We start from the raw sequence: 24580 nt of genomic DNA on the forward strand, positions 1-24580 counted from the left end.
GCTTCAGTTCCCCCCGAGCAGACGCGAGTTGTGCTGGTCGACACAGATGTACTGGTCGGCCGTGTGCGTCAGCCCGGCCGCGTCCGCGCCGAGCGCCTGCTCCAACTCGCCCAGTCCGTGCCCGGTGTGGTCGACCAGGGTCTGGTACTGGGTCGCCGCGCCGGTGCACTCGCCCAGCAGCCCGAAGGCGTCGCCGATCTCGAAGACGTTGCTCGCGAAGGCGGGCGCCTGCCCGCCCAGACGGTCCGCGGCCGCCTGGAACTCGTCCGCCAGCGACTTCACCGCCGCCGGGTCGATGTAGAAGTCCGAACTCACGTACATGTCTGCCAGCTCCCCGTTCAGTGCGTGCACAGCAGCCTGTCACAGCGCTGACGGGTCATCGCACCCGGGGCAGCCGTTGGCACTTGGGGCAGAAGTAGCTGGACCGGTTCATCCACGCCGCCCGCCGCATCGGCGTGCCGCAGCGGTTGCAGGGCTGCCCCTCGCGGCCGTAGGCGTCGAGGGAGCGGGAGAAGTAGCCGGACTCGCCGTTGACGTTCACGTAGAGGCTGTCGAAGCTGGTGCCGCCCTGGGCCAGCGCCTCGTTCATCACCGCGCGGGCGGAGCCGAGCAGCAGCTCGGCGGCCGGGCGGGTGAGGGTGTCGGCCGGACGGTCGTAGTGCAGCTTGCTGCGCCACAGCGCCTCGTCGGCGTAGATGTTGCCGACGCCGCTGATCAGCGACTGGTCCAGCAGCGCCCGCTTGACGCCGCTGCCGCGCCGCCGCAGCGCGGCCAGGAAGGCGGTGTCCTCGAAGCGTGCGTCGAGCGGGTCGCGGGCGATGTGCGCGAGGGACATCGGCGCCGCGTCGGGGTCGCTGGGGTCCGCGTCCTCTACGGCCAGGCCGCCGAAGGTGCGCTGGTCCACGAAGCGCAGCTCGGTGCCGGTCGCGTCGGCGAAGCGGAGCCGCACCCGCAGGTGCTTCTCGTCCGGCGCGCCCTCGGGCTGGACCAGCAGTTGCCCGCTCATGCCGAGATGGCCGAGCAGCGAGGAGCCGGTGCCGGGGAGGGAGAGCCACAGGTACTTGCCGCGGCGCTGGGCGGCGCCCAGTTCGCGGCCGCGCAGCTGCGCGGCGAAGTCCTCGGGACCGGCCACGTGGCGGCGGACCGCCCGCGGGTGGAGCACCTCGACCGACGCGACCTTCCGGCCGCTGACCCAGCGCTCGAGTCCGCGGCGGACGACCTCTACTTCGGGAAGCTCAGGCATCAGGGAAGCCTAGCCGTCCTGACTGTCGACGGGGGACCGTCGGGAGCGGACGGTCAGGGGGTGGCGATGCCGTGCTTCTCGCGGATCGCGTGCCAGGCGCTCTCGGCGGCCTTCTGCTCGGCCTCCTTCTTCGAGCGGCCGGAGCCGGAGCCGTAGTCCTCGCCGGCCACGCGGGCGGCGGCGATGAAGGTCTTCTCGTGGTCCGGGCCGGACTCGGTGACCACGTACTCGGGGACGCCGATGCCCACCGTGGCGGTGAGCTCCTGGAGGCTGGTCTTCCAGTCCAGGCCCGCGCCAAGGTTCGAGGACTTCTCGATCAGCGGGTCGAAGAGCCGGTGCACCAGCTCGGAGGCGGAGTCGAGGCCCTGGTCCAGGTAGACGGCGCCGATCACGGCTTCGAGGGTGTCGGCCAGGATGGACGACTTGTCCCGCCCGCCGGTGCCCTCCTCGCCACGCCCGAGGCTGATGAAGGTGCCCAGTTCGAGGCCGCGCGCCACCTGCGCGAGGGCGCGCGAGTTGACCACCGCGGCGCGCAGCTTCGCGAGCTGGCCCTCAGGGAGGTCGGGGTGGATGCGGTAAAGAGTGTCCGTCACCACCAGGCCCAGCACCGAGTCGCCCAGGAACTCCAAGCGCTCGTTGGTGGGCAGCCCGCCGTTCTCGTACGCGTACGAGCGGTGGGTCAGTGCACGCGTCAGAAGGGACGGCTCAAGGGTGTACCCGAGCCGTCCCTCCAGGACGCTGTACCCGGTGTCGGCGTGCGACGCGGACGCTGACGCTGACATCGTGTATATCTCCAGCCGTCAGACCGACAGGACCTGGCGGCGGTTGTAGGTGCCGCAGCTCGGGCACGCGGTGTGACCCAGCTTCGGCTGGTGGCAGCGGTCGCACGCCACGAGCGCGGGGGCAGTGGCCTTCCACTGCGAACGGCGGTGGCGCGTGTTGCTGCGCGACATCTTCCGCTTGGGAACAGCCACAGCTACTTCTCCTGGTTCTCGGCGGCACCCTCCCGGGTGACGCTGTCCTCTTCGCTTCCGGTCGCGCTGGATGCGGCCGAGAGTCCCTGCAGTGCCGCCCACCGGGGGTCGACGGCGTCATGGTGGTGGTCCGGGTCGTCGCTGAGCCGAGCCCCGCATTCGGGACACAGACCCAGGCAGTCGTCCTGGCACACCGGCTGCAGCGGCAGTGCGAGCACCACCGCGTCACGCAGCACCGTCTCGAGGTCGAACAGGTCGCCCTCGAGGCGGAAAGCCTCGTCGTCCTCGTCCTCGTCGGACTCGGACGTGCCCCCGAAGCGGTCGGCCGCCTCGGGGTAGTAGTACAGCTCCTGGAAGTCCGCATCGAGCTCGCGCTCGATCGGCTCCAGGCAGCGTACGCACTCGCCCTTCAGGTCGGCCTCGGCGGTGCCCGTGACGAGCACTCCCTCGATGACCGACTCCAGTCGGAGCTCCAGCTCGATGTCGGCGCCCTCGGGGACGCTGATCACCTCGTTGCCGAAGTTGGCGGGCGCCGGGACCGAGCGGGAGACCTTGCGCATCGCCCCAGGCCGACGTCCCAGCTCATGTGTGTCGAACACGAGCGGGTTGCGGTGGTCGAGGCGGTTCAGGGATCTGTCCTTCTCTGATCGTCAGCGTGCGCCTTCTGCGTTCAGGGCAGCAGGCAGCTCCCAGCACAACAAGCCGGAGAGGTCAGAATACCCGACGCCGGAACCCCCGCCCAACTCCGGTCCGACCGGTCACCCTCCGTGGTCTCAGTGACCCTGCCCGTACTCGCGCAGCTTGGACACGTCGATGAAGCCGGTGTCGAAGAAGCTGGTCACTTCCTGCGGCTGCTGGTGCTGCCCGTGCTGGTCGTAGTGCTGCTGCTGCGGGATCTGCGCCTGCTGCGGATGCATGGGCTGCATCGGCTGCCCGTACGCGTCGTACGCCGGCTGCGGCTCGACATAGCCGCCGGTATAGGGGTCGTAGACCGACTGGGGCTGCGGCTCGACGTACCCGCCCGTGTAGGGGTCGTAGACCGGCTGCTGCGGCTGGCCGTAGGGGTCCTGCGGCGGCCAGTACTCGACCTGCGGCTGCTGCTGGTGCACCTCGTGCTGCTGGTGCTGCTCGTGGCCGGGCATCAGACCCTGGGAGGCGAGCTCGGCGGCGACGGCCGCCTGGCGGGCGTCGCCCTGCTCGATGCCCTGCGCCTGGTCGGCGGCGGCGAGGTAGGCGCCCAGCTCGTCGATCGGGCGCTTGCCCAGCAGCTTGTCGCGGCCGCGGCCGACGGCCTCCAGCGTCTTGCTGAGCGCGGTCTCCAGCGCGGCGAGCTTCACGTCGACGTACTCGTCGACCTCCGGGCTCGGCGAGCGGAACTCGTCCTGGGTGAACTCCTCGCCGTCCTCGCCCTCGACCGGACCGCCGGCCACGCGCAGCTTCGCGCGGCCGCGCCCGATGGCGCCGAGGGTCTTGGTCAGCACGACCTCGAAGTTGGCGAGCTTGCTGTCGACGTAGTCGTCCGCCTCACGGCGCTGCTCCTCCGCCTCGTTGCGGGCCTCGCCCAGCACCCGGTCGGCCTCGGCCTGCGCGCGCATCATCAGGTCGGTGCCGTTGATGAGCTGCTGCCGTTCCTGGTGCGCGGCCTGAACCACGCGCTCGGCCTCGCGCTTGGCCTCCTCGACGACCTGGTCGCCGAGTTCGACCGTCTGCTGCGCCTGCGCGAGCTCGCTGGGGAGCGACTCGCGCAGCTCCGCGAGGAGGCCGGTCAGGTCCGCCTTGTTGACGACGATCGACGCCGACATGGGCATCGACCGGGCGCCGTCCACCAGCTGAGTGATCTCATCGAGCTTCTGCTGCACGTCCACGGAGGGAACTGTACTCAGTCCTGCTGTGCGGCGCGGCGCTCGGCGATGCGCTCACTGAGACGGCGGAACACCAACTCCGGGACAAGGTGGGACACATCGCCGCCGAGGTTGGCGACCTCCTTGATGAGGGAGGACGACAGGAAGCTGTAGGCGGGGTTGGTCGGCATGAAGAGCGTCTCGACGCCGGTCAGCCCGTGGTTCATCTGGGCCATCTGCAGCTCGTAGTCGAAGTCGCTGACGGCGCGCAGGCCCTTGACGATGGCCGGGATCTCGCGGTCCTTGCAGTAGTCGACGAGCAGACCCGCGTGGGACTCCACCTTGACGTTCCCGTACTGCGCGGTGGTCTCCTCGATCATCGCGATGCGCTCCTCGATGGTGAACATGCCCTGCTTGGACTTGTTCACCAGCACCGCGACATGGACGGCGTCGTAGAGACGCGAGGCCCGCTCGATGATGTCGAGGTGCCCTTTGGTGATGGGGTCGAACGACCCCGGACAGACCGCGCGGCGAAACATCGTCATCTCCTCGCTCAGAACCCGACTCCAGTGGCGGCGGCGCGACCGTACCAGAGGGTGGCTTCGCCGTATTTGCGCTCCCTGAGCGCGTCGAAGCCGTCCGGCCACGAGAAGACCCCGCCTCTGGTGCTGCGCTCCACGGTGACGATCACGTCGTCGTCGAGCCAGCCCCCGGAGGCGAGTGTGATCAGGATCTCGCGCAGGTCGTCGTCGCCGACGACATAGGGCGGATCGAGAAAGAGCAGGTCATAGGGGGTGCCGGGCGGCGCCCCCGCGATCACCCGCTCGGCCTTCCCGGCGCGGACCTCCGCGCCGGGAAGGGAGAGCGTGCGGACGTTGGCCAGGATGACCTTCACGGCGGAGGGGTCCTCCTCCACGAGCAGCGCGTGAGCCGCGCCACGGGACAGTGCCTCCAGCCCGACGGCACCGGATCCCGCGTACAGATCGAGCACCCGCGCTCCGGCGAGGCTCCCGCGCAGCGCCTCCCAGCTGGAGAAGAGCGCCTCCCGCGCCCGGTCCGAGGTGGGGCGGGTACTGACGCCCGGCGGCACGGCGAGGCGTCGGCCCCGGGCGGCTCCGGCGATCACGCGGGTCATGCGCGGTGTCCTTGCTGGTGGAGGGCGTACCAGGTCGCATTCCACGCTAGTGCACGTTGCACCGTCCAGGGGCGCGGGGCTCTGCTCATGTGCGCCTCGGACGCCTGAGCGCGACCGGGTTGGCGCGCTTCGCGATGGCGGGCCAGTTGCAGCACGTCAGGAGCGCGGGGAACTGCGCGAGCAACCACCGACGAGCGGATGACCCTGCGCGTTCGGGGACTCTCCACCCGGGTGGCTTGTCGCGCAGTTCCTCGCGCCCTGCATGGTGCAGCCACCTCGCTTGCGAAACGCTCAGCCCTTTTCGAGGTACTCCGCCCGCTCCGCTCCCAGCAGGGAGTCCAGCGCGCTGCGGAGGGCCGGATGGGCGGTCAGGTCGGGGTCGGCGGAGATGAGGGAGACGGCCTCGGCGCGCGCCGCCGTGATGACGTCCTCGTCCTCCAGGACGGAGAGCACGCGCAGGGAGGAGCGCACACCCGACTGGGCCTGGCCCAGGACGTCGCCCTCACGGCGCTGCTCCAGGTCGATCCGGGAGAGCTCGAAGCCGTCCAGCGTGCCCGCCACCGCGTCCAGGCGTTCGCGGGCCGCCGAGGCCGCGGGCATGTCGGTGACGAGCAGGCAGAGGCCCGGCGCCGAGCCGCGGCCCACGCGGCCGCGCAGCTGATGCAGCTGGGAGACGCCGAAGCGGTCCGCGTCCATGATCACCATGACCGTGGAGTTCGGCACGTTGACGCCGACCTCGATCACCGTCGTGGCCACCAGGACGTCCACCGCGCCGGCCGCGAACCGCCGCATCACGTCGTCCTTGGCGTCCGGGGCCATGCGCCCGTGCAGGATCTCCACCCGCAGGCCCGCCAACGGGCCGCCCCTCAGCTCCTCGGCGACGTCCAGCACCGCGAGCGGCGGACGCCGGTCCTCCCCCTCCGCCTTCGCCGCCTTCTTGGCCGCCTTCTCGTCCTCCTCGTCGCCGATCCGCGGGCAGACCACGTACGCCTGGTGGCCCTTGCCGACCTCCTCGCGGACGCGTTCCCACGCGCGGGTGAGGAAGTTGGGCCGTTCCACCGCGGGAACGACATGCGAGGAGATCGGCGAACGGCCGGCGGGCAGCTGGTCGAGGACGGAGGTCTCCAGATCGCCGAAGACCGTCATCGCGACCGTGCGCGGGATCGGCGTGGCCGTCATCACCAGAAGGTGCGGCGGGCGTTCCGACTTCGCGCGGAGCGCGTCCCGCTGCTCGACGCCGAAGCGGTGCTGCTCGTCCACCACGACCAGCCCCAGGTCGAGGAACTGCACCTTGTCCTGGATCAGCGCGTGCGTGCCGATGACGATGCCCGCGTCGCCGCTGACCAGGTCGAGCAGCGCCTGCCGCCGCGCCGGGACGCCCATCGAGCCGGTGAGCAGGGCGACCTTCGTGCCGTGCTCGGCGCCGCCCAGCATTCCGCCCTCGGCCAGCTCGCCCATCATCTCCACGATCGAGCGGTGGTGCTGCTGGGCGAGCACCTCCGTCGGGGCGAGCAGCGCCGCCTGGCCGCCGGCGTCGACGACGCCGAGCATGGCGCGCAGCGCCACCATCGTCTTGCCCGAGCCCACCTCGCCCTGGAGCAGCCGGTGCATCGGGTGCTCCACCGCGAGGTCGGCGAAGATCTCCGCCGAGACCTTCTGCTGACCCTCGGTCAGCGTGAACGGCAGCTTCGCGTCGAAGGCGTCCAGCAGCCCGCCCTGCTGCGGCTTGCGCGCGACCGCGGGCCGCGCCGACTCGTCCGCACGGCGCCGGGCCAGGGCGACCTGGAGGACGAAGGCCTCGTCCCACTTCAGCCGCGCCTGCGCGGCAAGGCGTTCGGCGTGGTTGCGCGGGCGGTGGATCTGCTCCAACGCCTCGCGCAGCGGCACCAGGCCGCGTTCGGCGAGCAGCGCGGCGGGAACCGGATCGGGGACGCGGTCCCAGTCCATCTGGTCGAGGATCGTGTCGACGGCGAGGGCGAGCCGCCAGGAGGGCGCCTTGGCCGAGGCCGGGTAGACCGGGATCAGCCGCCCGGCGAAGCGCCCGACGGCCTCCGGATCATCCGTCTCTCCGAAGAGCTCGTAGTCGGGGTTGGTGAGCTGCCGCGTGCGGTTGAAGACACCGACCTTGCCCGCGAACATGCCGCTGCGGCCGGGCCGCAGATCCTTCTCGCGCCAGCGCTGGTTGAAGAAGGTCAGCGAGAGCCGCCCGCGTCCGTCCGTGACGACGACCTCCAGGCGGTCGCCCTTGCGGCCGCGGAAGGGGATCAGCGTGCACTTCTCGATCCTGGCGATCACCGTGACGTGCTCGTCGACCTCCAGCGAGTCCAGGCTGGTCAGCTCGCCGCGCTCGCTGTAGCGACGCGGGAAGTGGTGCAGCAGGTCTCCGACGGTGTGCAGGTCGAGCCCTTCGGCGAGCTGCTTGGCCGGCGCGCCGAGGAGCTTCTTCAGCGGCTCGTCGAGGGGTGAGGGCAGGGACGGATCAGACACAGGGTCAACGATGCACCATCCCTCGGACAGCTCCGGCCCATTCCGCCCTGCCGCGCCTACTCGACTCCGATCACCAGCGGCGACGCGCCCTGTCCGCCGACGTAGACCACGGTGTCCACCACCGGGTTGCTCCGCCGCACGTGGGCGACCAGCTCGTCCGCCAGCCCCGCGTCGGCGCCGTCGCCGAGGATCAGCGTCACCAGTTCGCCGCCCGCCGCGAGCATGCGGTCGAGGACGACGGCCGCGGTCGGCCCGGTCTCCCCCGGCTCCCCGATGACCGCGACGTCGCCGTCGATCAGCCCGAGCACGTCCCCGGCCTGGCAGACGCCCGCCATGGTCCACGACTCGCCCTCGGCCAGGGCCAGCTCCGCGTAGCGCGTCGCCCCGGCCGCCGAGGTCATCGCGACGACGTCCTCGTCGAAGCGCCGTGCCGGCTCGTGGACGGCGAGCGCGGCCAGCCCCTGGACCGGCGAGCGGGTCGGGATGACCGCGACCCTGACGCCCTCGCCGCGCAGCTGGTCGGCCGCGACGCCGGCGGCCGCCCGCAGCTCGGCGTCGTTGAGCAGCAGCACGACCTCGCGGGCGTGGGCGGTCCTGATCGCGGCGGCGAGCTCGGTACTGCTGGGGGCCCGGTCCGGGTCGGCGTGCAGCACGGTCGCGCCGCTCTCCCGGCAGAGCCCGGCCAGACCCTCGCCCTGCACGACGCTGACGACCGCACGGGCCTCGCTCAGCCCGACGCCGTGGGCGGCCGGGGCCGGGGCCGCCGAAGCGAAGTGGGTGATCCGGATCCGGTGCGGGCGCCCGGCCTCGATCCCGGCCTCGACGGCCGCCCCCGGGTCGTCGACGTGGACGTGCACGTTCCACAGGCCGTCCCCGCCGACGACGACGAGCGAGTCGCCGAGTCCGGCCAGCCGCTCCCGCAGCGCGGGGAGGTTCTCGTCACGCGCGTCGAGCAGGTAGATCACCTCGTACGCGGGGCCGTCCTCCCCGTCCGCGGCGCCGGCGTGCGGCAGCTCGGCCGGAGCCTGGTGCTCGACGACCCTGCGGGCGCCCATCGCGAGCGGGCCCATCGGCGACTGGCCGCTCACCGCGTCCGCGAGCGCGCCGAGCACGGCGACCAGACCGCGTCCGCCGGCGTCCACGACACCGGCCCGGCCGAGCACGGCGAGCTGCTGCGGGGTGCGGGCCAGCGCGACCCCCGCCGCCTCGTACGCGCCCTCCGCGACCTCCACCAGCGCGGCGGCCTCGGGCAGCGCGGCGACCGCGTCGGCCGCCGCGGCGGCGACGGTGAGCACCGTCCCCTCGACGGGCTTGGCCACCGCCTCGTACCCGGCGTCCGCGGCGCGGCGCAGGGCACGGCGCAGGGCCGGGGCGTCGGCCGGCCCCTCCCCGACGGCCGCGGCGATGCCGCGCAGCAGCTGGGAGAGGATCACGCCGGAGTTGCCGCGCGCGCCGATCAGCGCGCCGTGGGCCATCGCCCGCAGCGCGACCTCGACCGAGGGCGCTCCGGAGTCCGGGGTGAACAGCGCCTCGACCTGCTGGGTGGCGGACTCGACGGTCAGGTAGAGGTTGGTCCCGGTGTCCCCGTCGGGCACCGGGTAGACGTTCATGGCGTCGATCTCCTCGCGTGCCTGGCCGAGTGCGGCCAGGGAGAGACGGCACCAGTCGCGCACGGCCTGGGCGTCGAGGGTGTGCGGCACCGGTCTCTCCTCGCGGGCTTGGACGTCCCCCGCAGGCTACCGCCAGGTCGGCGCCCCCCGGACCGGTCCGCGAGGGTCCCTGCAGGTGGGCGATGCGGGGTTGCCCCGCCGGCCATGGTAATTTCGTTGTACGGAGTCAGCCGATGTATGCTGCTCCGGTTGCCTGGACTCCCTCCAGGCCGCCCCCAGGACAGCAGAGCGAGACCGCTGTCGCGGCGCTCGCGCCGTGGGGTTGGAATCGTTAGTGCATCTGAAGTCTTTGGAGTGACTCCCGTGGCTGCCAACTGCGACGTCTGCGGCAAGGGGCCGGGCTTCGGCAACAGTATCTCCCACTCGCACCGCCGGACCCCTCGTCGTTGGAACCCCAACATCCAGACGGTCCGCGCTGTGATCGGGCGTACGCCGAAGCGGCTCAACGTCTGCACCTCGTGCATCAAGGCCGGCAAGGTTTCCCGCTGACGCGGCCACGCCTCCGGCTTCGCAGAGGGCCGGTCCACCTCACGGTGGACCGGCCCTCTGCTTTTTCCTTCTCCGACGGCTAGCGCCAGCGCCAGGCGTGGTCGACCGGGCCGATGCCCGCGCCGAGCGCGAATCCGCCCTTGATCGCGCCGGTGATGTACTCCTTCGACGCGGCGACGGCCGACGGCACGTCCAGGCCGAGCGCGAGGTGGGAGGCGATCGCGCTGGCAAGGGTGCAGCCGGTGCCGTGGGTGTGGTTGTTGTCGTAGCGCGGCGCCCGGAAGGTGTGCTCGCTCCCGTCGGGTCCGCGCAGCAGGTCGACCGCGTCGCCCTCCAGATGCCCACCCTTGATCAGCGCCCAGGTCGCGCCGAGGTCCTGCACGGCCTTGGCCGCGTCGGCGAGCTGCCGCTCGTCGGCGACCTCGATCCCCGTGAGCTGCGCCACCTCGTGCAGGTTCGGCGTCGCGAGGGTCGCCTGCGGCAGCAGCCGGTCCCGCAGGACGCCCACCGCGGAGCGCGCGAGCAGCGTGTCCCCGTGCTTGGACACCCCGACGGGGTCCACGACGACGGGCGCGTCGCACTCCTCCAGCAGGCCCGCGACGGTCTCCACGAGCTCGGCGCCGGCCAGCATGCCCGTCTTGACGGCCTGGACGCCGATGTCGTCGACGACGCTGCGGTACTGGGCGACGACGGCCTCGACCGGCAGCTCCCAGTAGCCCTGCACCCCCACGGAGTTCTGCGCCGTCACGGCGGCGACGACGCTCATCCCGTGCACGCCCAGCGCGAGCATGGTCTTGAGATCGGCCTGGATCCCGGCGCCACCGCCGGAATCCGATCCGGCGATGGTGAGTACGCGGGGCGGAGCAACATTCACAGACATGGGGCCACCCTATGCAGCGCCCCGGCTTGCACTCCCCAGGGGGCGCGAGGAACTGCGCGGGAGACCACCGATGTGCGGATGGCCCTGCGCGTTCGGGATCTCAGGCTGTGGGTGGCTCGTCGCGCGGTTCCCCGCGCCCCTGAACCGTCAGAGGACCGCTTCGGCCTCGGTCCAGCGGTCCTCGGGGACGGTCTTGAGGCGGGCGATCGCGTCGGCGATGGGGACGAACTCGATGTCGGTGCCGCGGAGAGCGGTCATGTGGCCGAAGGCGCCCTTGTGGACCGCCTCCACCGCCTGCCAACCGAAGCGGGTGGCCAGCACCCGGTCCTGGGCCGTCGGCGTGCCGCCGCGCTGGACGTGGCCGAGGATGACCGGCTTGGACTCCTTGTTGATCCACTGCGCGATCTCGCCGGCCAGGCGCGTGCCGATGCCGCCGAAGGTCTGGTGGCCGTAGGCGTCCGTGCCGCCGTGGTGGAAGCGCATGGTGCCGGGGGCCGGCTGCGCTCCCTCCGCCACCGCCACGATCGCGAACTTCTTGCCCCGTGAGAACCGCTCCTCGACCATGCAGCAGACCGCCTCCACGTCGAACGGCCGCTCGGGGATCAGGATGCCGTGCGCGCCCCCGGCCATGCCGGCGTGCAGGGTGATCCACCCCGTGTGGCGGCCCATCAGCTCGACGACCATCACCCGTTGGTGCGACTCCGCCGTCGTCTTCAACCGGTCGATCGCCTCGGTCGCGACCCAGACGGCCGTGTCGTGACCGAAGGTCACGTCCGTCGCGTCGATGTCGTTGTCGATGGTCTTCGGGACCGCGACCACCGGCAGGCCGGCCTCGCTGAACATCCGCGCCGCCGTGAGCGTGCCCTCGCCGCCGATCGCGATCAACGCGTCGATGCCCAGGTTCGCGCCCAACTCGTGGGCGCGCTCCACGCCCTCGCGCATCCGGCCGCGCTCCACCCGCGCCGACCCGAGGACCGTGCCGCCGCGCGTCAGGATGCCGGTCACGTCCTCCAGCCCGAGGGGGCGGCCGCGGCCCTCGATCAGGCCGAGGAAGCCGTCCTCGATGCCGACGACGGAGTCGCCGTGTTCGGCGACCGCCCGATGGACGACGGAACGGATCACCGCGTTCAGGCCGGGGCAGTCGCCGCCACTGGTCAGCACACCGATTCGCATAAGGGAAGCCTATGCGGAAAAAGGGTGATTCGCCCCACTCCCCCCGGGCCCGAACAGGTGGGTTCTAGGCCTGCGCCCCGAAGTGGTCCCAGCCGCCGGTGCGGTCCCAGGGAGCGCCGTCCACGGTGACCGTCCCCTTCTTCGAGAGCCCGGCCGGGCGGACCACCTCGCCCACCACGCGCCAGCGCGAGGGCAGCTGCGTCTCCGCGGGGAAGGTCGCCACCAGGGCGTGGTCCTCACCACCGGAGAGCACCCACAGCAGCGGGTCCACGCCGACCGCCTGACCGATGTCGGCCATCTGCGCGGGGACGTCGAAGTCCGCCGCGCGCAGGTCGATGTGGACGTTGCTGGCCTCGGCGACGTGGCCCAGGTCGGCGACCAGGCCGTCGCTCACGTCGATCATCGACGTGGCACCGAGCTGGGACGCCGCCGGGCCCGCGTGGTACGGCGGCTCGGGACGCCGGTGTGCCTCGACGAAGGCGCGGGGCGAGCGGAAACCGCGCGAGAGGACCGTGAAGCCCGCCGCCGACCAGCCGAGCCATCCGGTGACGGCGACCTTGTCGCCGGGGCGCGCTCCCGAACGGGTGACGGCCCTGCGGCCCTGGAGATCACCCAGAGCGGTGATCGAGATGGTGATCGCGTCGCCGCGCACCACGTCCCCGCCGACCACGGCCGCGCCGGCCACCTGGCACTCGTCGCGCAGGCCGTCCATCAGCTCCAGCACCCAGGTCACCGGCAGCTCGGCCGGGACGACGAGGCCGAGCAGCAGCGCCGTCGGCACGGCGCCCATCGCCGCCACGTCGGCCAGGTTCTGCGCGGCGCCCTTGCGGCCCACGTCGTAGGCGGTGGACCAGTCGCGCCGGAAGTGTCGCCCCTCCAACAGCACGTCGGTGGTGGCCACGACCCGCCCGTCGGGCGCGGCGACCACGGCCGCGTCGTCGCCCGGACCGAGCTCCACGGCCGAGGTCTGCGGCAGCCGGGACGTGAGCTCCCGGATCAGTCCGAACTCACCGAGCTCGCCGACCTGCATGGGTTTCCTTCCGGATCTCTTCGGATCTCGTCAACTTTCGGGCGCGAATGCACGCCTCCCGGCCGCAGCGTACGCCCTACGGGCGTGTCGCAGGGCTCCCAGCGGGCGACCCGGAGCGATAGCGTTGCGGTTCCCCTGTTTCCTTCGTGCCAGCGGGGGAACCACCAAGTCCGCAAGATCTCCGCACCGAGCCGCCAGGAGGTCCATCGTGGTGCAGGCCTACATCCTCATTCAGACAGAAGTCGGCAAGGCGTCCAATGTGGCAGGGACGATCTCCGGGATCACCGGGGTCGTCCAGGCCGAGGACGTCACCGGTCCCTATGACGTCATCGTCCGCGCCGAGGCGGAGACCGTCGACGACCTGGGCCGACTGGTCGTCGCACAGATCCAGCAGGTGGAGGGCATCACCCGCACCCTGACCTGCCCGGTGGTGCACTTGTAGCTGCCGTTAGCATCGCGGGGTGACCAGGATCCCCGCAGCCGCCGCCCTCATAGCCGCAGCCGCCCTCTCGCTGACCGCCTGTGGCGGTGGCGGGAGCGGCAGCGTGCACCTCGCCGTGCCCACGACGACGGGGTCGGTCACCCAGCAGTGCGCGGCGCTCAGCCGCACACTGCCGGCCACGCTCATGGGCCTCTCCAAGCGCGCCACCACCCCCTCCAGCCCGAACACCGCCGCCTGGGGCGACCCCGCGGTGACCCTGCGCTGCGGCGCGGGCCTGCCGGGCGTACTGGACCCGCACTCGAAGGACTACAACCCCGAGGGCGACAACGTCAGCGGCGCGGAGGTCGGCGGTGTCTGCTGGGTCTCGGTGTACAACCAGGCCGACCGCAGCTTCACCTTCTCGTCCGCGAACCAGTACGCCATCGTCGAGGTGCACGTCCCCGCCGACTACTCCGGCAAGCAGTCGCCCATCAGCGAGCTCGCCCCGGCCGTGGCCAAGGCGAGCCCGCGGGATCCCGACCGCAGGTACAACTGCAGCTGACCGGGGCTAGCGCAGCCCGGTCGAGCGGCGCAGCGCGGCCTGCAGCAGGTGGTCGACCAGCTGCGGGTAGGCGAGTCCCGAGGCCTCCCACATCTTCGGGAAGGCCGAGATCGGGGTGAAGCCCGGCATGGTGTTGATCTCGTTCACCACGAACTCGCCGTCGTCCTTCAGGAACACGTCGACCCGCGCCAGACCCTCGCACGAGAGCGCCTCGAAGACCTGCACGGCGAGCGTCCGCAGCCGGGACATCTCGTCCTCGGTGAGGTTCGCCGGGATCTGCACGTCGCTGGAGTCGATGTACTTCGCCTCGAAGTCGTAGAACGAGAAGCCCTCGCCCACGATCACCTCGGCGGCCACACTGGCGCGCGGGCCGTCCTCGAACTCCAGGACGCCGCACTCCAGTTCGCGCCCACGGACACCCGCCTCGACGATGACCTTGGGGTCGTGCGTCCGGGCGAACTCGATGGCGCGGACCAGGTCCGCGGGGTCGTCGACCTTGGTGATGCCCATGCTGGAGCCGGCCCGGGCGGGCTTCACGAAGACCGGGTAGGCCAGCTCGTCGATCCGCGCGAGCGCCGCCTGGCGACCGGCCTCGGTCGCCCACTCGCGGGCACGGATCACGGTGTACGGGCCGACGGGCAGGCCGAAGGCCTGGAGCACGCGCTTGGTGTACTCCTTGTCCATGCCGACGGCGCTGGACAGCACGCCGGAGCCGACGTACGGCACGCCGGACAGTTCGAGCAGACCCTGCAGCGTCCCGTCCTCGCCCCACGGGCCGTGCAGCAGCGGCAGCACGACGTCGACCTCGCCGAGGGCCTTCGGCACGGAGCCGGGCTCGGTGTAGACGACCTCACGGGCGACGGGGCTGGCGGGCAGGTTCACCTGACCGTCGGTGGACTCGGCCAACTGGTCCACGTCGGGCAGCTTGCCGTCGGCGATGGCCATCCGCTCGGGCGCGTCCGCGGTGAGCGCGAAGCGGCCGTCGTGCGTGATGCCGATCGGCAGGACTTCGTACGCGTCACGGTCCAGCGCGCGCAGGACGCTTCCCGCGGTGACGACGGAGATGGCGTGCTCGGAGCTGCGACCGCCGAAGACGACCGCGACACGGGGCTTACGCCCTCCGGAGGGGCTGGGGGAGGAAGGCTGAGTGCTCATATCCCGTAGGACACTACCCGCCCTGTCCACCCCCGGCCCGTCGGGCACCCCGCCACACGTCGGAGACTTCCGCAGGCGGGGACGCCGCACGTGACGGCGAGGAGCCGGTTGCACCATCCCAGGGGCGCGCGGAACCGCGCGGGAAGCCACCCGGCGCGGATGGCCCTGACCGTTGAGGACCATCTGCTCGCCGGTGGCTTTTCGCGCCCACGCGCCGGAGGCGCATATCGGCAGGGCCTCGCGCCCCTGGGAGGGTGCGACGAGCCCTTCGCGGGAAGCGCTCAGCGGCGTTCGGGTTTGGCGGAGCGGCCCATGAGTTCCTTGACCGCCGTCTGGGGCGACTTGCCGCCGTGGACGATGTCGACGACCGTCGCGGCGATGGGCATGTCGACGCCGTGGCGGGTCGCCAGGTCGAGGACGGAGACGCAGGACTTGACGCCCTCCGCGGTCTGCTTCGTCGCCGCGATCGCCTCGTCGAGAGACATCCCGCGGCCGAGGTTCGTCCCGAAGGTGTGGTTCCGCGAGAGCGGGGAGGAGCAGGTGGCCACCAGGTCGCCCATGCCCGCCAGCCCCGCGAAGGTGTGCGCGTCCGCGCCCATCGCCAGGCCCAGGCGGGTGGTCTCGGCCAGGCCGCGGGTGATGAGGGAGGCCTTGGTGTTGTCGCCCAGACCCATGCCGTCGGCGATGCCGACGGCCAGGCCGATGACGTTCTTCACGGCGCCGCCGAGCTCGCAGCCGACCACGTCGGTGATCGTGTAGGGCCGGAAGTAGCCCGTCAGGCACGCCGCCTGGAGCCGCTGCGCGGCGTCCTGGTCCGCACAGGCCACCACGCTCGCCGCAGGCTGCCTGCGGACGATCTCCGCGGCCAGGTTCGGCCCGGAGACGACCGCGATCCGCTCCTTCGGCGCTCCGGTCACCTCCTCGATGACCTCGCTCATCAGCATCGCCGTGCCGAGCTCCACGCCCTTCATCAGACTGACCAGCACCGTCTGCGGAGCCAGCAGCGGCGCCCAGCCGCTCAGGCTGGCCCGCAGCGTCTGCGAGGGGACCGTCAGCACGGTGAAGTCCGCGTCGGCCGCCGCCTTGGCCACGTCGGTCGTCGCGGTGATGCCCGGCGGGAGCTCGATGCCGGGGTGGTAGTCCGGATTGGTCCGGGTGCCGTTGATGGCGTCGACGACCTCCTGCCGACGGCCCCAGAGGTTCACCTCGCAGCCGGCGTCCGCCAGGATCATCGCGAAGGCGGTGCCCCACGATCCGGTGCCGAACACGGCGCAACGGGTGGTCACTCCGCCGCCTCCTTCGTGTCCTTCTCGTCCCTGGCCCCGGCCGCCTCGCTGCGTGCCCTGGCCATGTCGAAGCGCTCGGCCGGTGCCTTCTCCCCGCGCAGCTCCTCCAACTGGGCGGTGATGGCGTCCATGATGGCGTCGGTCGCCTCGCGCAGCACCGTTCCGGTGAGCTCCTTGCCGCGCCAGCGGTCCAGGTCCACCGGCGGGCCGGCCTGGACCCTGACGGTGTGTCGCGGGAAGGGCTTGAAGCGGCGGTTGCCCCGGCCGCCCTTGGCGTAGCGCGGCATGATCTCGTGCGCGCCCCACTGGGCCACCGGGATGACCGGCGCACCGGTCGTCAGGGCCACCCGGGCGGCGCCCGTCTTGCCCGTCATCGGCCACAGGTCGGGGTCACGGGTGAGCGTGCCCTCGATGTAGAAAGCCACGCATTCCCCCGCGTCGACGGCCTCCATCGCGGCACGGAATGCGTGCGCGGCGTCGGCGGAACCGCGGTAGACCGGGATCTGTCCGGCCCCGGTCAGAATCTGCTTGATCCCCGGAACGTTGAAGACCCCGGCCTTCGCCAGAAATCGTGCGGGACGTCCGGAGTCGTACTGATAGTGCCCGTAGACCAGCGGGTCCAAATACGAGTTGTGGTTGATCGCGGTGAGGAATCCGCCCTCGGCGGGAAAGTTCTCGTAGCCACCCCACTCACGCTTGGTGAGCGCGAACAGCGGCGGCTTCGCGATGGCCGCCGCCAGGCGGTACCAGAAGCCGTATCTGCGGCGCGCCGCCCTGGTGCTGGAGCCGGGCACGAGCACTCCTCCTTGCGTCAGTCCTCGCCGGATTCACCGGATTACCGTCGTCAACCGCACAAGTGTCGCCCCTGCCTGGACTGACTGTCGAGGCACCCCCGCCGGTGCGGGCGGACGCCGGGCAGAATGTCCCACGATGACGACGCCGCCGTTCACCCTGGTGATACCCCTCAAGCCGTTGGCCGCGGCCAAGTCCCGGCTGGGCGCCTCCGTCGGCGAGCTCCGGCCGGAGCTCGCGCTGGCCTTCGCCCTGGACACGGTCGCGGCGGCGCGGCGATGCGACGCGGTGGCGGGCGTGGTGGCGGTCTGCGACGACGAGCGGGCCGGGGCGGAGCTCGCGGTGGCGGGAGCGGTGGTGGTGCCCGACGAGCCGGGCGCGGGACTCAACGCCGCCCTGACGCACGGCGTGCGCTACGCGCGCCTGGCCCTGGGCGCGGGCGCGGTCGCGGCGATGTCGGCGGACCTGCCGGCGCTGGTGCCGGCCGAGCTGGGCCGCGTGCTGGCCGCGGCGCAGCCGCACCCGAGGGCGTTCCTCGCGGACACCCAGGGCGTCGGCACGACGCTGCTGACGGCGGCGGCCGGCGTTGCGCTCTCCCCCGCCTTCGGTGGCCCGTCCCGGCGCCGGCACGCCGCCTCGGGGGCGGTGGAGCTGCGCCTGGAGGGTGTGACGAGCGTCCGCAGGGACGTCGACACGGGCGCGGACCTCCGGGTGGCACTGGCGCTGGGCGCGGGACCCCGCACGCTGGCTACGCTTGGGCGCATGCAGGCGACAGCGTTCACGTACTCCCCCGACAGCCGCAGCGGCCAGGTTCTGCTGGACGACGGCACGGCCCTCGGCTTCGACGCTGCCGCGTTCGACGCGGGCGGCCTGCGCCTGCTGCGACCCGGCCAGCGGGTCCGCATCGAGACCGAGGGCGACGGCGGCGACCGCCGCATCACGCTCATCACCCTGCAGACCTTCTAGGCACACGCCGAGCCGGGCAACGCCCAGGGGCGCGAGGAACCGCGCGAGCGACCAACCCGTGCGGACGGCCCTGCTCGATGGGGACCGTCCGCACACCAGTGGCTTGTCGCGCAGTTCCCCGCGCCCCTGGAGAGTGCGACCCGAGCGGTTGCCCGAACTACTTCTTCGCCGCGGCCTTGCGGGCCGGGGCCTTCTTGGCGGTGGTCTTCTTCGCCGCCGCCGTGGTCTTCTTCGCCGCGACCGTCTTCGCCGCCGTCGTCGCCTTCTTGGCGGCGGGGCGGGTGGCGCTCGCGGTGACCGTCTTCTTCGCCGGGGCCTTGACCGCCGCCGTGGTCTTCTTGGCGGTGGTCTTCTTGGCGGCGGCGGTGGTCTTCTTGGCCGCCGTCGCCGTCGTGGCCTTCTTCGCCGCCGTGGCCGTGGTGGTGGCCTTCTTCGCGGCGGCCTTCTTGACCGTGGGCGTGGTCTTCTTCGCCGTGGCCTTCTTCGCGGCGGCGGCGGCCTTCTTCGCCGCCGGGGAGCCGGCCGGGGCCGCCATCCCGCTCTTGCCCGGGGTCAGCGAGCCCTTGGGGGCCTTCTTGACCGAGACGCCGGTCTTCGGCAGCTTCTTCGAGCCGCTGACCAGGTCCTTGAAACCCTGACCCGGACGGAACCGCGGAACCGCGGTCTTCTTGACCTTGACCCGGTCGCCCGTCTGCGGGTTGCGGGCGAACCGCGCTGCGCGGTCCACCTTCTCGAACGTGCCGAAACCGGTCACGGACACGCGGTCACCCGCGGTCACCGCACGCACGATGGTGTCGAGCACAGCATCAACTGCCTCTGCGGCGGCACGACGGCCACCCAGCTGCTCGGCCACCGCTTCAACAAGCTGCGCCTTGTTCACGTCTTCCCCTTCGGAAACGGTTGCCCGGAAGATTCTTTCTGGGCAATTCGCACGTTAGGCATGTATATACGCCATTTCAATAACCAAACGGGCGCATCACCCTTGTGTCGCAATGGATTCGGGTTTCAGCCCGCCGTCGGACCGGGCAGCCTGCCGCTGTCCAGGTCATCCACGAAACGCGCCAACCTCCGTGCGGCTGCCGGGAGATCGCGCTTCGCCGCCTCCGTCACAATGAGCAACGAACGGGTCAACGCGGTCCTCTCCGCGTCCGACACGTCCAGAGCACGCACACGGGCGTGTGCATCCTTGAGTCGTTGCGCGACCAGCTCGTAGAGCTCGGCGTCCGCGGCCTCCTCGATCAGCTCCGCGTCGTCGTCACCCTGGGGGCGGTCACTCGGACTCATGCGGAGATTCTGCCATCTTTGGGCAGTTGTTCCCCGCTGCGCCTGCCTCTGACCTTACACACAGTCACCGTGGGAACAGCAATCAGCCCCCCGGCGCACGCCGGGGGGCTGGCTGAAAAGCAGTGCTGGCGAGGGCTCAGCCGACAGGCTGGGTGGTCGGCTTGAAGCCGGGACGGGCCGCCTCGTAGGCCGCGATGTCGGCCTCCTGCCGGAGGGTGATGGAGATGTCGTCCAGACCGTTCAGCAGACGCCAACGGACGTTCTCGTCCAGCTCGAAGGCGGCGGTGACGCCCGCCGCGCGGACCTCCCTGGCCTCCAGGTCGACGGTGACCTCCGCCTGCGGGTCGGCCTCGACCAGGGCCCACAGCCGCTCGACGGTCTCCTGCGGCAGGATCACCGTCAGCAGGCCGTTCTTCAGCGAGTTGCCGCGGAAGATGTCGGCGAAACGGGAGGAGATGACGGCCTTGAAGCCGTAGTTCTGCAGCGCCCAGACCGCGTGCTCGCGGGAGGAGCCGGTGCCGAACTCCGGGCCGGCGATCAGGACCGTCGCGCCCTGACGCTCCGGGAGGTTGAGGACGAAGGAGTCGTCCTTGCGCCAGGCCTCGAAGAGGCCGTCCTCGAAGCCGTTGCGAGTGACCTTCTTCAGCCAGTGGGCCGGGATGATCTGGTCGGTGTCGACGTTGCTGCGGCGCAGCGGAACGGCCCGGCCGGTGTGCGAGGTGAACTTCTCCATGGCTGCTCAGGCCTCCACGAGCTGCTGGGCGTCGGACAGGTCGGCGGGCGAGGCCAGGTGGCCGAGCACCGCGGTGGCGGCGGCCACCTGGGGGCTGACCAGGTGGGTGCGGCCGCCCTTGCCCTGACGGCCCTCGAAGTTGCGGTTGGAGGTGGACGCGCAGCGCTCGCCGGGAGCCAGCTGGTCCGGGTTCATGCCCAGGCACATCGAGCAGCCGGCGTGCCGCCATTCGGCTCCGGCGGCGGTGAAGACCTTGTCCAGGCCCTCCTCGATCGCCTGCAGGGCGACCCTGACGGAGCCGGGGACGACCAGCATCCGCACGCCGTCGGCGACCTGGCGACCGTCGAGGATCGCCGCGGCGGCCCGCAGGTCCTCGATCCGGCCGTTGGTGCAGGAGCCGACGAACACCGCGTCCACGGAGACCTCGCGCAGCGGGGTGCCGGCGGTCAGGCCCATGTAGGTCAGCGCGTTCTCGGCGGCGATGCGCTCCTGCGGGTCCTCGAAGGAGGCCGGGTCAGGCACGTTCGCGCCCAGCGGCGCGCCCTGGCCGGGGTTGGTGCCCCAGGTGACGAACGGGCTGAGCGTGGTCGCGTCGATGAAGACCTCGGCGTCGAAGACGGCGTCCTCGTCGGTGGCCAGCGTCTCCCAGTACGCGACGGCGGCGTCCCACTCCTCGCCCTGCGGCGCGTGGTCGCGGCCCTGGAGGTAGGCGAAGGTGGTGGCGTCCGGGGCGATCATGCCGGCGCGGGCGCCCGCCTCGATGGACATGTTGCAGACGGTCATCCGGGCCTCCATGGAGAGGCTGCGGATCGCCGAGCCGCGGTACTCCAGGACGTAGCCCTGGCCGCCGCCGGTGCCGATCTTGGCGATGACGGCCAGGATCAGGTCCTTGGCGGTGACGCCCTCGGGCAGTTCGCCCTCGACGGTGATCGCCATGGTCTTCGGCCGGTCCATCGGCAGCGTCTGCGTCGCCAGCACGTGCTCGACCTGGCTGGTGCCGATGCCGAAGGCCAGCGCGCCGAAGGCGCCGTGGGTGGAGGTGTGGGAGTCCCCGCAGACCACGGTGGTGCCCGGCTGGGTCAGGCCCAGCTGCGGTCCCACGACGTGGACGACGCCCTGCTCGACGTCGCCCAGCGAGTGCAGGCGTACGCCGAACTCGGCGCAGTTGCGGCGCAGCGTCTCCAGCTGGACCTTGGAGACCGGGTCCGCGATGGGCTTGTCGATGTCGAGGGTGGGCGTGTTGTGGTCCTCGGTCGCGATGGTGAGATCGGTGCGACGGACCTTGCGCCCGGCCAGGCGGAGGCCGTCGAAGGCCTGCGGGCTGGTCACCTCGTGCAGCAGGTGCAGGTCGATGAAGAGGAGATCGGGCTCGCCCTCGGCGCGCCGAACGACATGGTCGTCCCAGACCTTCTCCGCGAGTGTGCGTCCCATCGCTATCCCTCCGACCGGCAACGTCACCGGTCCAGCTGGTCGGTGCTCTTGTTTCTCCAGAGTGGCGCAGATCCCAGAAGATTGAACTTGCGTCTCGCGATCCGAGACTGCAATATCAGGGCATGGACAACTCTAGTGGCGTCGGCGTTCTCGACAAGGCTGCTCTGGTGCTGAGCGCGCTAGAGGCAGGCCCCGCGACCCTGGCCGGGCTGGTCTCGGCCACCGGCTTGGCGCGCCCCACGGCGCACCGTCTCGCGGTCGCGTTGGAGCATCACCGCTTGGTCACCCGTGACATGCAAGGCCGCTTCATCCTGGGGCCCCGCCTCTCCGAACTCTCCGCCGCGGCGGGCGAGGACCGACTGCTGGCCACGGCCGGCCCGGTCCTGACCCATCTGCGGGACGTGACGGGCGAGAGCGCACAGCTCTACCGGCGGCAGGGCGACCTTCGCATCTGCGTGGCGGCGGCCGAGCGGCTCTCCGGCCTCAGGGACACCGTCCCGGTCGGCAGCACGCTCCCGATGAAGGCCGGTTCGGCGGCCCAGGTACTGCTCGCCTGGGAGGAGCCCGAGCGGCTGCACCGCGGCCTGCAGGGCGCGCGTTTCACCGCGACGGCGCTCTCCGGCGTGCGTCGCCGCGGCTGGGCCCAGTCGATCGGCGAGCGCGAGCCCGGCGTGGCCTCGGTCTCGGCCCCGGTGCGCGGCCCGTCGAACCGGGTCGTCGCGGCCGTCTCCGTCTCCGGCCCGATCGAGCGGCTCACCCGCCACCCCGGCCGGCTGCACGCCCAGGCCATCGTCGAGGCGGCGGGCCGCCTCACCGACGCGCTGCGCCGGGCCTGACATCCACCGAACACCGAAGGGCGGGTCGCCGAGGCGGCCCGCCCTTTCCTCTGCCCGCGGTATTCCGCCGGTAAAAACAAAAAAGGCCCCTCGGGGCCTTGAAAAAATAAGCTGGGGTACCAGGACTCGAACCTAGACTAAATGAACCAGAATCACTCGTGCTGCCAATTACACCATACCCCAATGGTACCCCCGACCGGATTCGAACCGGCGCTACTGCCGTGAGAGGGCAGCGTGCTAGGCCGCTACACAACGGGGGCGTTGGCCCTTGCGGACCGAGTACCCCCGACCGGATTCGAACCGGCGCTACTGCCGTGAGAGGGCAGCGTGCTAGGCCGCTACACAACGGGGGCGTTGATCCTTGCGGATCCAGTACCCCCGACCGGATTCGAACCGGCGCTACTGCCGTGAGAGGGCAGCGTGCTAGGCCGCTACACAACGGGGGCAAGATTTTGAATTGTGGCTGGGGTACCAGGACTCGAACCTAGACTAACTGAACCAGAATCAGTCGTGCTGCCAATTACACCATACCCCATCGCACTGTCCAGAGGATCTTGGTGAGAGCTTCTGGGCTCTCCCCCGCTCCTCCCGGGCGGCGCAACAAGAGGAACACTACCGGATGGTGGGCGGCGCTCCAAAATCGATAAGCCGGAGCACCTCGGGCAGCTCAGCGAGGGTGCCGATGCGAGGGACCCCGTCGCCGCCGCCGAGGCCGCGCCGGTCCAGCCAGACGCCGTGCAGGCCCGCCCCACGGGCGCCGAGGGCGTCGGTGGTCAACCGGTCCCCGACGTAGGCGACCTGGTGCGGCGGGAGGCCGAGCGCGGCGCAGCCCGCGAGGAAGGCCTCGGGCGCCGGCTTGGCGTGACCGATCTCGTCCGAGCAGACCAGTGAGGCGAACCGGTGCCGCAGCCCGATCGCCGTCAGCTTGTCGTCCTGGTACGCCGAGGAGGAGTTGGACAGGAGCCCGTGCCGGTAGCCGGTCAGCGCGTCCAGGGCGGGGACGACGTCGTCGAAGGCGCGCCGGTGCAGGTCGAAGCAGCGGCGATAGCCGGCGAACCAGGCGTCCGGGTCCGCCGCGGTGCGTCCGAGCCGGCCCAGGAACACCTCCACCCTGACCCGGCGCTGCTCGGCGAAGGACAGCTCCCCGGCCAGGAAGCGCCCGTAGGCGGCCTCCATGTCGGCCTGCCACAGCTCGTGCGCGCGCTCCGGCGAGGGGAACGCCCCGAGCAGGTCGAGCGCGGCCAGGTGGTCGCAGATGCCCGCACGCTCGGCGCCGGTGTAGTCGAAGAGGGTGTCGTCGACGTCCCAGAGGACCCCGACGACACCCTCGTCCGCATCAGCCGTGCTCGGCTCAACCACGCTTGACGACACGGTTGGTCAGGGTGCCGATGCCCTCGACGGTGACGGAGACCTCGTCGCCGATCGCCAGCGGGCCGACGCCGGCCGGAGTGCCGGTGAGGATGACGTCGCCGGGCAGCAGGGTCATCGCGTCGGAGATGTGCACCACGAGGTCGGCGATCGAGCGGACCATCTGCGAGGTGCGGCCGGCCTGGCGGAGCTCGCCGTTGACGGTGCAGGTGATGGCCAGGTCGGCCGGGTCCAGCTCGGTCTCGATCCAGGGGCCGAGCGGGCAGGCGGTGTCGAAGCCCTTGGCGCGGGCCCACTGGCCCTCGCGCTGCTGGATGTCACGGGCGGTGACGTCGTTGGCGCAGGTGTAGCCGAGGATCACCTCGCCGACCCTGGCGTGCGGCACCTCCCGGCACATCCGGCCGATGACGACGGCCAGTTCGGCCTCGTAGTGGACCTCGGAGGAGAACGGCGGGTAGGCGATGTTCTCGGTCGGGCCGATGACCGAGGTGGAGGGCTTGAAGAAGGTGAGCGGCGCCTCGGGCACCTCGTGGCCGAGCTCGGCCGCGTGCGCGGCGTAGTTGCGGCCGACGGCCACGATCTTGCTCGGCAGCATGGGCGGCAGCAGCCGCACGTCCGACAGCGACAGCACCTGACCGGTGGGCTGCGGCTCGCCGAACGGGTGACCCGCGAGCACCGCGACGGACTCGGCCTCGGCGTCGATCACACCGAAGGTGACGGCCCCCTCGAAGGAAAACCTGGCGATGCGCACGGTGGGACGTCTCCTCTGGCTGGGCGGTTGAACCGTGGAGCCAGCCTATCCGCGCGCACGCGAAGGCCCCGCC

The 24580-nt window shown here is 71.5% G+C and carries 26 protein-coding genes, 5 tRNA genes and 1 pseudogene; 5 read left to right on the top strand and 27 right to left on the bottom strand.

What is annotated here, in order from left to right; all coding sequences use genetic code 11:
* Positions 1-3 precede the first annotated feature (3 nt).
* From BS83_RS36815 to BS83_RS36860, 10 genes and pseudogenes are all read right to left on the bottom strand, one after another.
* Entirely contained in the window at positions 4-321 is a 318-nt protein-coding gene (locus BS83_RS36815; RefSeq protein ID WP_051944772.1) for a WXG100 family type VII secretion target, read from the bottom strand.
* A gap of 55 nt (positions 322-376) precedes the next feature.
* On the bottom strand, positions 377-1243 hold the full coding sequence (gene mutM / locus BS83_RS36820) for a bifunctional DNA-formamidopyrimidine glycosylase/DNA-(apurinic or apyrimidinic site) lyase (protein WP_037607615.1): 867 nt from the start codon (positions 1241-1243) through the stop codon (positions 377-379).
* Positions 1244-1323: 80 nt separating this feature from the next.
* A pseudogene (gene rnc / locus BS83_RS36825) lies at positions 1324-2025 on the bottom strand (ribonuclease III); the annotation flags it as partial.
* A gap of 18 nt (positions 2026-2043) precedes the next feature.
* Positions 2044-2217 (bottom strand): 50S ribosomal protein L32, encoded by a 174-nt coding sequence (gene rpmF / locus BS83_RS36830; protein ID WP_037607617.1) that lies wholly within the window; start codon positions 2215-2217, stop codon positions 2044-2046.
* Positions 2218-2219: 2 nt separating this feature from the next.
* Entirely contained in the window at positions 2220-2777 is a 558-nt protein-coding gene (locus BS83_RS36835; RefSeq protein WP_084714702.1) for a YceD family protein, read from the bottom strand.
* Between the two features lie 213 nt (positions 2778-2990).
* Positions 2991-4082: a DivIVA domain-containing protein gene (locus BS83_RS36840; RefSeq protein WP_037607620.1), complete on the bottom strand. Its 1092-nt coding sequence runs from the start codon at positions 4080-4082 to the stop codon at positions 2991-2993.
* A gap of 14 nt (positions 4083-4096) precedes the next feature.
* The gene (coaD, locus tag BS83_RS36845; RefSeq protein WP_232248615.1) at positions 4097-4603 is read right to left on the bottom strand and encodes a pantetheine-phosphate adenylyltransferase; all 507 of its coding nucleotides are present in this window, start codon (positions 4601-4603) and stop codon (positions 4097-4099) included.
* Between the two features lie 8 nt (positions 4604-4611).
* A complete protein-coding gene (gene rsmD, locus BS83_RS36850) occupies positions 4612-5193 on the bottom strand; it encodes a 16S rRNA (guanine(966)-N(2))-methyltransferase RsmD (protein WP_037607622.1) in 582 nt (193 codons plus the stop codon).
* 291 nt (positions 5194-5484) lie between these two features.
* Positions 5485-7680: an ATP-dependent DNA helicase RecG gene (recG, locus tag BS83_RS36855; protein WP_232248617.1), complete on the bottom strand. Its 2196-nt coding sequence runs from the start codon at positions 7678-7680 to the stop codon at positions 5485-5487.
* 56 nt (positions 7681-7736) lie between these two features.
* Complete coding sequence (locus BS83_RS36860; protein WP_037607623.1) at positions 7737-9380, bottom strand: DAK2 domain-containing protein; 1644 nt, start codon at positions 9378-9380, stop codon at positions 7737-7739.
* A gap of 273 nt (positions 9381-9653) precedes the next feature.
* Between BS83_RS36860 and rpmB the strand changes: the two genes are divergently transcribed.
* Positions 9654-9839: a 50S ribosomal protein L28 gene (gene rpmB / locus BS83_RS44585; protein WP_014138233.1), complete on the top strand. Its 186-nt coding sequence runs from the start codon at positions 9654-9656 to the stop codon at positions 9837-9839.
* A gap of 79 nt (positions 9840-9918) precedes the next feature.
* Here the strand turns inward: rpmB and thiD are convergent, their stop codons facing one another.
* The 3 genes from thiD to BS83_RS36875 all read right to left on the bottom strand — a co-directional run bounded on the left by thiD (position 9919) and on the right by BS83_RS36875 (position 12922).
* Positions 9919-10719, bottom strand: a complete 801-nt coding sequence (gene thiD, locus BS83_RS36865; protein WP_037607625.1) for a bifunctional hydroxymethylpyrimidine kinase/phosphomethylpyrimidine kinase — start codon at positions 10717-10719, stop codon at positions 9919-9921.
* Between the two features lie 147 nt (positions 10720-10866).
* Positions 10867-11892 carry an ATP-dependent 6-phosphofructokinase gene (locus BS83_RS36870; protein WP_037607626.1) on the bottom strand — a complete coding sequence of 342 codons (1026 nt, stop codon included), beginning with the start codon at positions 11890-11892 and terminating at the stop codon, positions 10867-10869.
* 64 nt (positions 11893-11956) lie between these two features.
* Entirely contained in the window at positions 11957-12922 is a 966-nt protein-coding gene (locus BS83_RS36875) for a thiamine-phosphate kinase (RefSeq protein WP_037607628.1), read from the bottom strand.
* 208 nt (positions 12923-13130) lie between these two features.
* On the opposite strand from BS83_RS36875, the gene BS83_RS36880 reads away from it, so the two are divergent.
* Together BS83_RS36880 and BS83_RS36885 are read left to right on the top strand one after the other, a co-directional pair.
* On the top strand, positions 13131-13364 hold the full coding sequence (locus BS83_RS36880; RefSeq protein WP_037607629.1) for an Lrp/AsnC family transcriptional regulator: 234 nt from the start codon (positions 13131-13133) through the stop codon (positions 13362-13364).
* A 19-nt stretch (positions 13365-13383) separates the two neighbouring features.
* Positions 13384-13905 carry a DUF3515 family protein gene (locus tag BS83_RS36885; protein WP_084714704.1) on the top strand — a complete coding sequence of 174 codons (522 nt, stop codon included), beginning with the start codon at positions 13384-13386 and terminating at the stop codon, positions 13903-13905.
* Between the two features lie 6 nt (positions 13906-13911).
* Here BS83_RS36885 and BS83_RS36890 read toward each other — a convergent pair whose 3' ends face one another.
* The 3 genes from BS83_RS36890 to BS83_RS36900 all read right to left on the bottom strand — a co-directional run bounded on the left by BS83_RS36890 (position 13912) and on the right by BS83_RS36900 (position 17140).
* On the bottom strand, positions 13912-15060 hold the full coding sequence (locus BS83_RS36890) for a D-alanine--D-alanine ligase family protein (protein ID WP_037607630.1): 1149 nt from the start codon (positions 15058-15060) through the stop codon (positions 13912-13914).
* 281 nt (positions 15061-15341) lie between these two features.
* On the bottom strand, positions 15342-16346 hold the full coding sequence (locus BS83_RS36895; RefSeq protein WP_037607631.1) for an NAD(P)H-dependent glycerol-3-phosphate dehydrogenase: 1005 nt from the start codon (positions 16344-16346) through the stop codon (positions 15342-15344).
* Positions 16343-17140, bottom strand: coding sequence for a lysophospholipid acyltransferase family protein (locus tag BS83_RS36900; protein ID WP_051945778.1), 798 nt, complete (start codon positions 17138-17140; stop codon positions 16343-16345). Before BS83_RS36900 ends, BS83_RS36895 begins: the two co-directional genes overlap by 4 nt.
* A 136-nt stretch (positions 17141-17276) precedes the next feature.
* Here BS83_RS36900 and cofC point away from each other — a divergent pair, with 136 nt between their 5' ends.
* A complete protein-coding gene (cofC, locus tag BS83_RS36905; RefSeq protein WP_063774307.1) occupies positions 17277-18104 on the top strand; it encodes a 2-phospho-L-lactate guanylyltransferase in 828 nt (275 codons plus the stop codon).
* A 157-nt stretch (positions 18105-18261) separates the two neighbouring features.
* Here the strand turns inward: cofC and BS83_RS36910 are convergent, their stop codons facing one another.
* The 4 genes from BS83_RS36910 to leuC all read right to left on the bottom strand — a co-directional run bounded on the left by BS83_RS36910 (position 18262) and on the right by leuC (position 21552).
* Positions 18262-18984 carry an HU family DNA-binding protein gene (locus tag BS83_RS36910; protein WP_037607632.1) on the bottom strand — a complete coding sequence of 241 codons (723 nt, stop codon included), beginning with the start codon at positions 18982-18984 and terminating at the stop codon, positions 18262-18264.
* 125 nt (positions 18985-19109) lie between these two features.
* Positions 19110-19388 carry an SCO5555 family protein gene (locus BS83_RS36915; RefSeq protein ID WP_232248618.1) on the bottom strand — a complete coding sequence of 93 codons (279 nt, stop codon included), beginning with the start codon at positions 19386-19388 and terminating at the stop codon, positions 19110-19112.
* A 136-nt stretch (positions 19389-19524) separates the two neighbouring features.
* On the bottom strand, positions 19525-20121 hold the full coding sequence (gene leuD / locus BS83_RS36920; protein WP_037607633.1) for a 3-isopropylmalate dehydratase small subunit: 597 nt from the start codon (positions 20119-20121) through the stop codon (positions 19525-19527).
* A gap of 6 nt (positions 20122-20127) precedes the next feature.
* Positions 20128-21552 (bottom strand): 3-isopropylmalate dehydratase large subunit, encoded by a 1425-nt coding sequence (gene leuC / locus BS83_RS36925; protein WP_037607634.1) that lies wholly within the window; start codon positions 21550-21552, stop codon positions 20128-20130.
* A 122-nt stretch (positions 21553-21674) separates the two neighbouring features.
* On the opposite strand from leuC, the gene BS83_RS36930 reads away from it, so the two are divergent.
* Complete coding sequence (locus BS83_RS36930; RefSeq protein WP_037607635.1) at positions 21675-22388, top strand: IclR family transcriptional regulator; 714 nt, start codon at positions 21675-21677, stop codon at positions 22386-22388.
* A 111-nt stretch (positions 22389-22499) separates the two neighbouring features.
* On the opposite strand, the gene BS83_RS36935 is transcribed toward BS83_RS36930, so the two are convergent.
* The 7 genes from BS83_RS36935 to BS83_RS36965 all read right to left on the bottom strand — a co-directional run bounded on the left by BS83_RS36935 (position 22500) and on the right by BS83_RS36965 (position 24507).
* Positions 22500-22571, bottom strand: a tRNA-Gln gene (locus BS83_RS36935).
* Between the two features lies 1 nt (position 22572).
* Positions 22573-22648, bottom strand: a tRNA-Glu gene (locus BS83_RS36940).
* A gap of 20 nt (positions 22649-22668) precedes the next feature.
* Positions 22669-22741, bottom strand: a tRNA-Glu gene (locus BS83_RS36945).
* Positions 22742-22761: 20 nt separating this feature from the next.
* Positions 22762-22834: transfer RNA gene (locus BS83_RS36950), tRNA-Glu, on the bottom strand.
* A 14-nt stretch (positions 22835-22848) separates the two neighbouring features.
* Positions 22849-22923, bottom strand: a tRNA-Gln gene (locus tag BS83_RS36955).
* 77 nt (positions 22924-23000) lie between these two features.
* Complete coding sequence (locus BS83_RS36960) at positions 23001-23747, bottom strand: HAD family hydrolase (RefSeq protein ID WP_051944779.1); 747 nt, start codon at positions 23745-23747, stop codon at positions 23001-23003.
* On the bottom strand, positions 23740-24507 hold the full coding sequence (locus BS83_RS36965; RefSeq protein ID WP_037607637.1) for a fumarylacetoacetate hydrolase family protein: 768 nt from the start codon (positions 24505-24507) through the stop codon (positions 23740-23742). The genes BS83_RS36960 and BS83_RS36965 overlap by 8 nt, the downstream gene beginning before the upstream one ends.
* Positions 24508-24580: the final 73 nt, after the last annotated feature.

The sequence above is a fragment of the Streptacidiphilus rugosus AM-16 genome (genome assembly GCF_000744655.1).
Classification (GTDB): domain Bacteria; phylum Actinomycetota; class Actinomycetes; order Streptomycetales; family Streptomycetaceae; genus Streptacidiphilus; species Streptacidiphilus rugosus.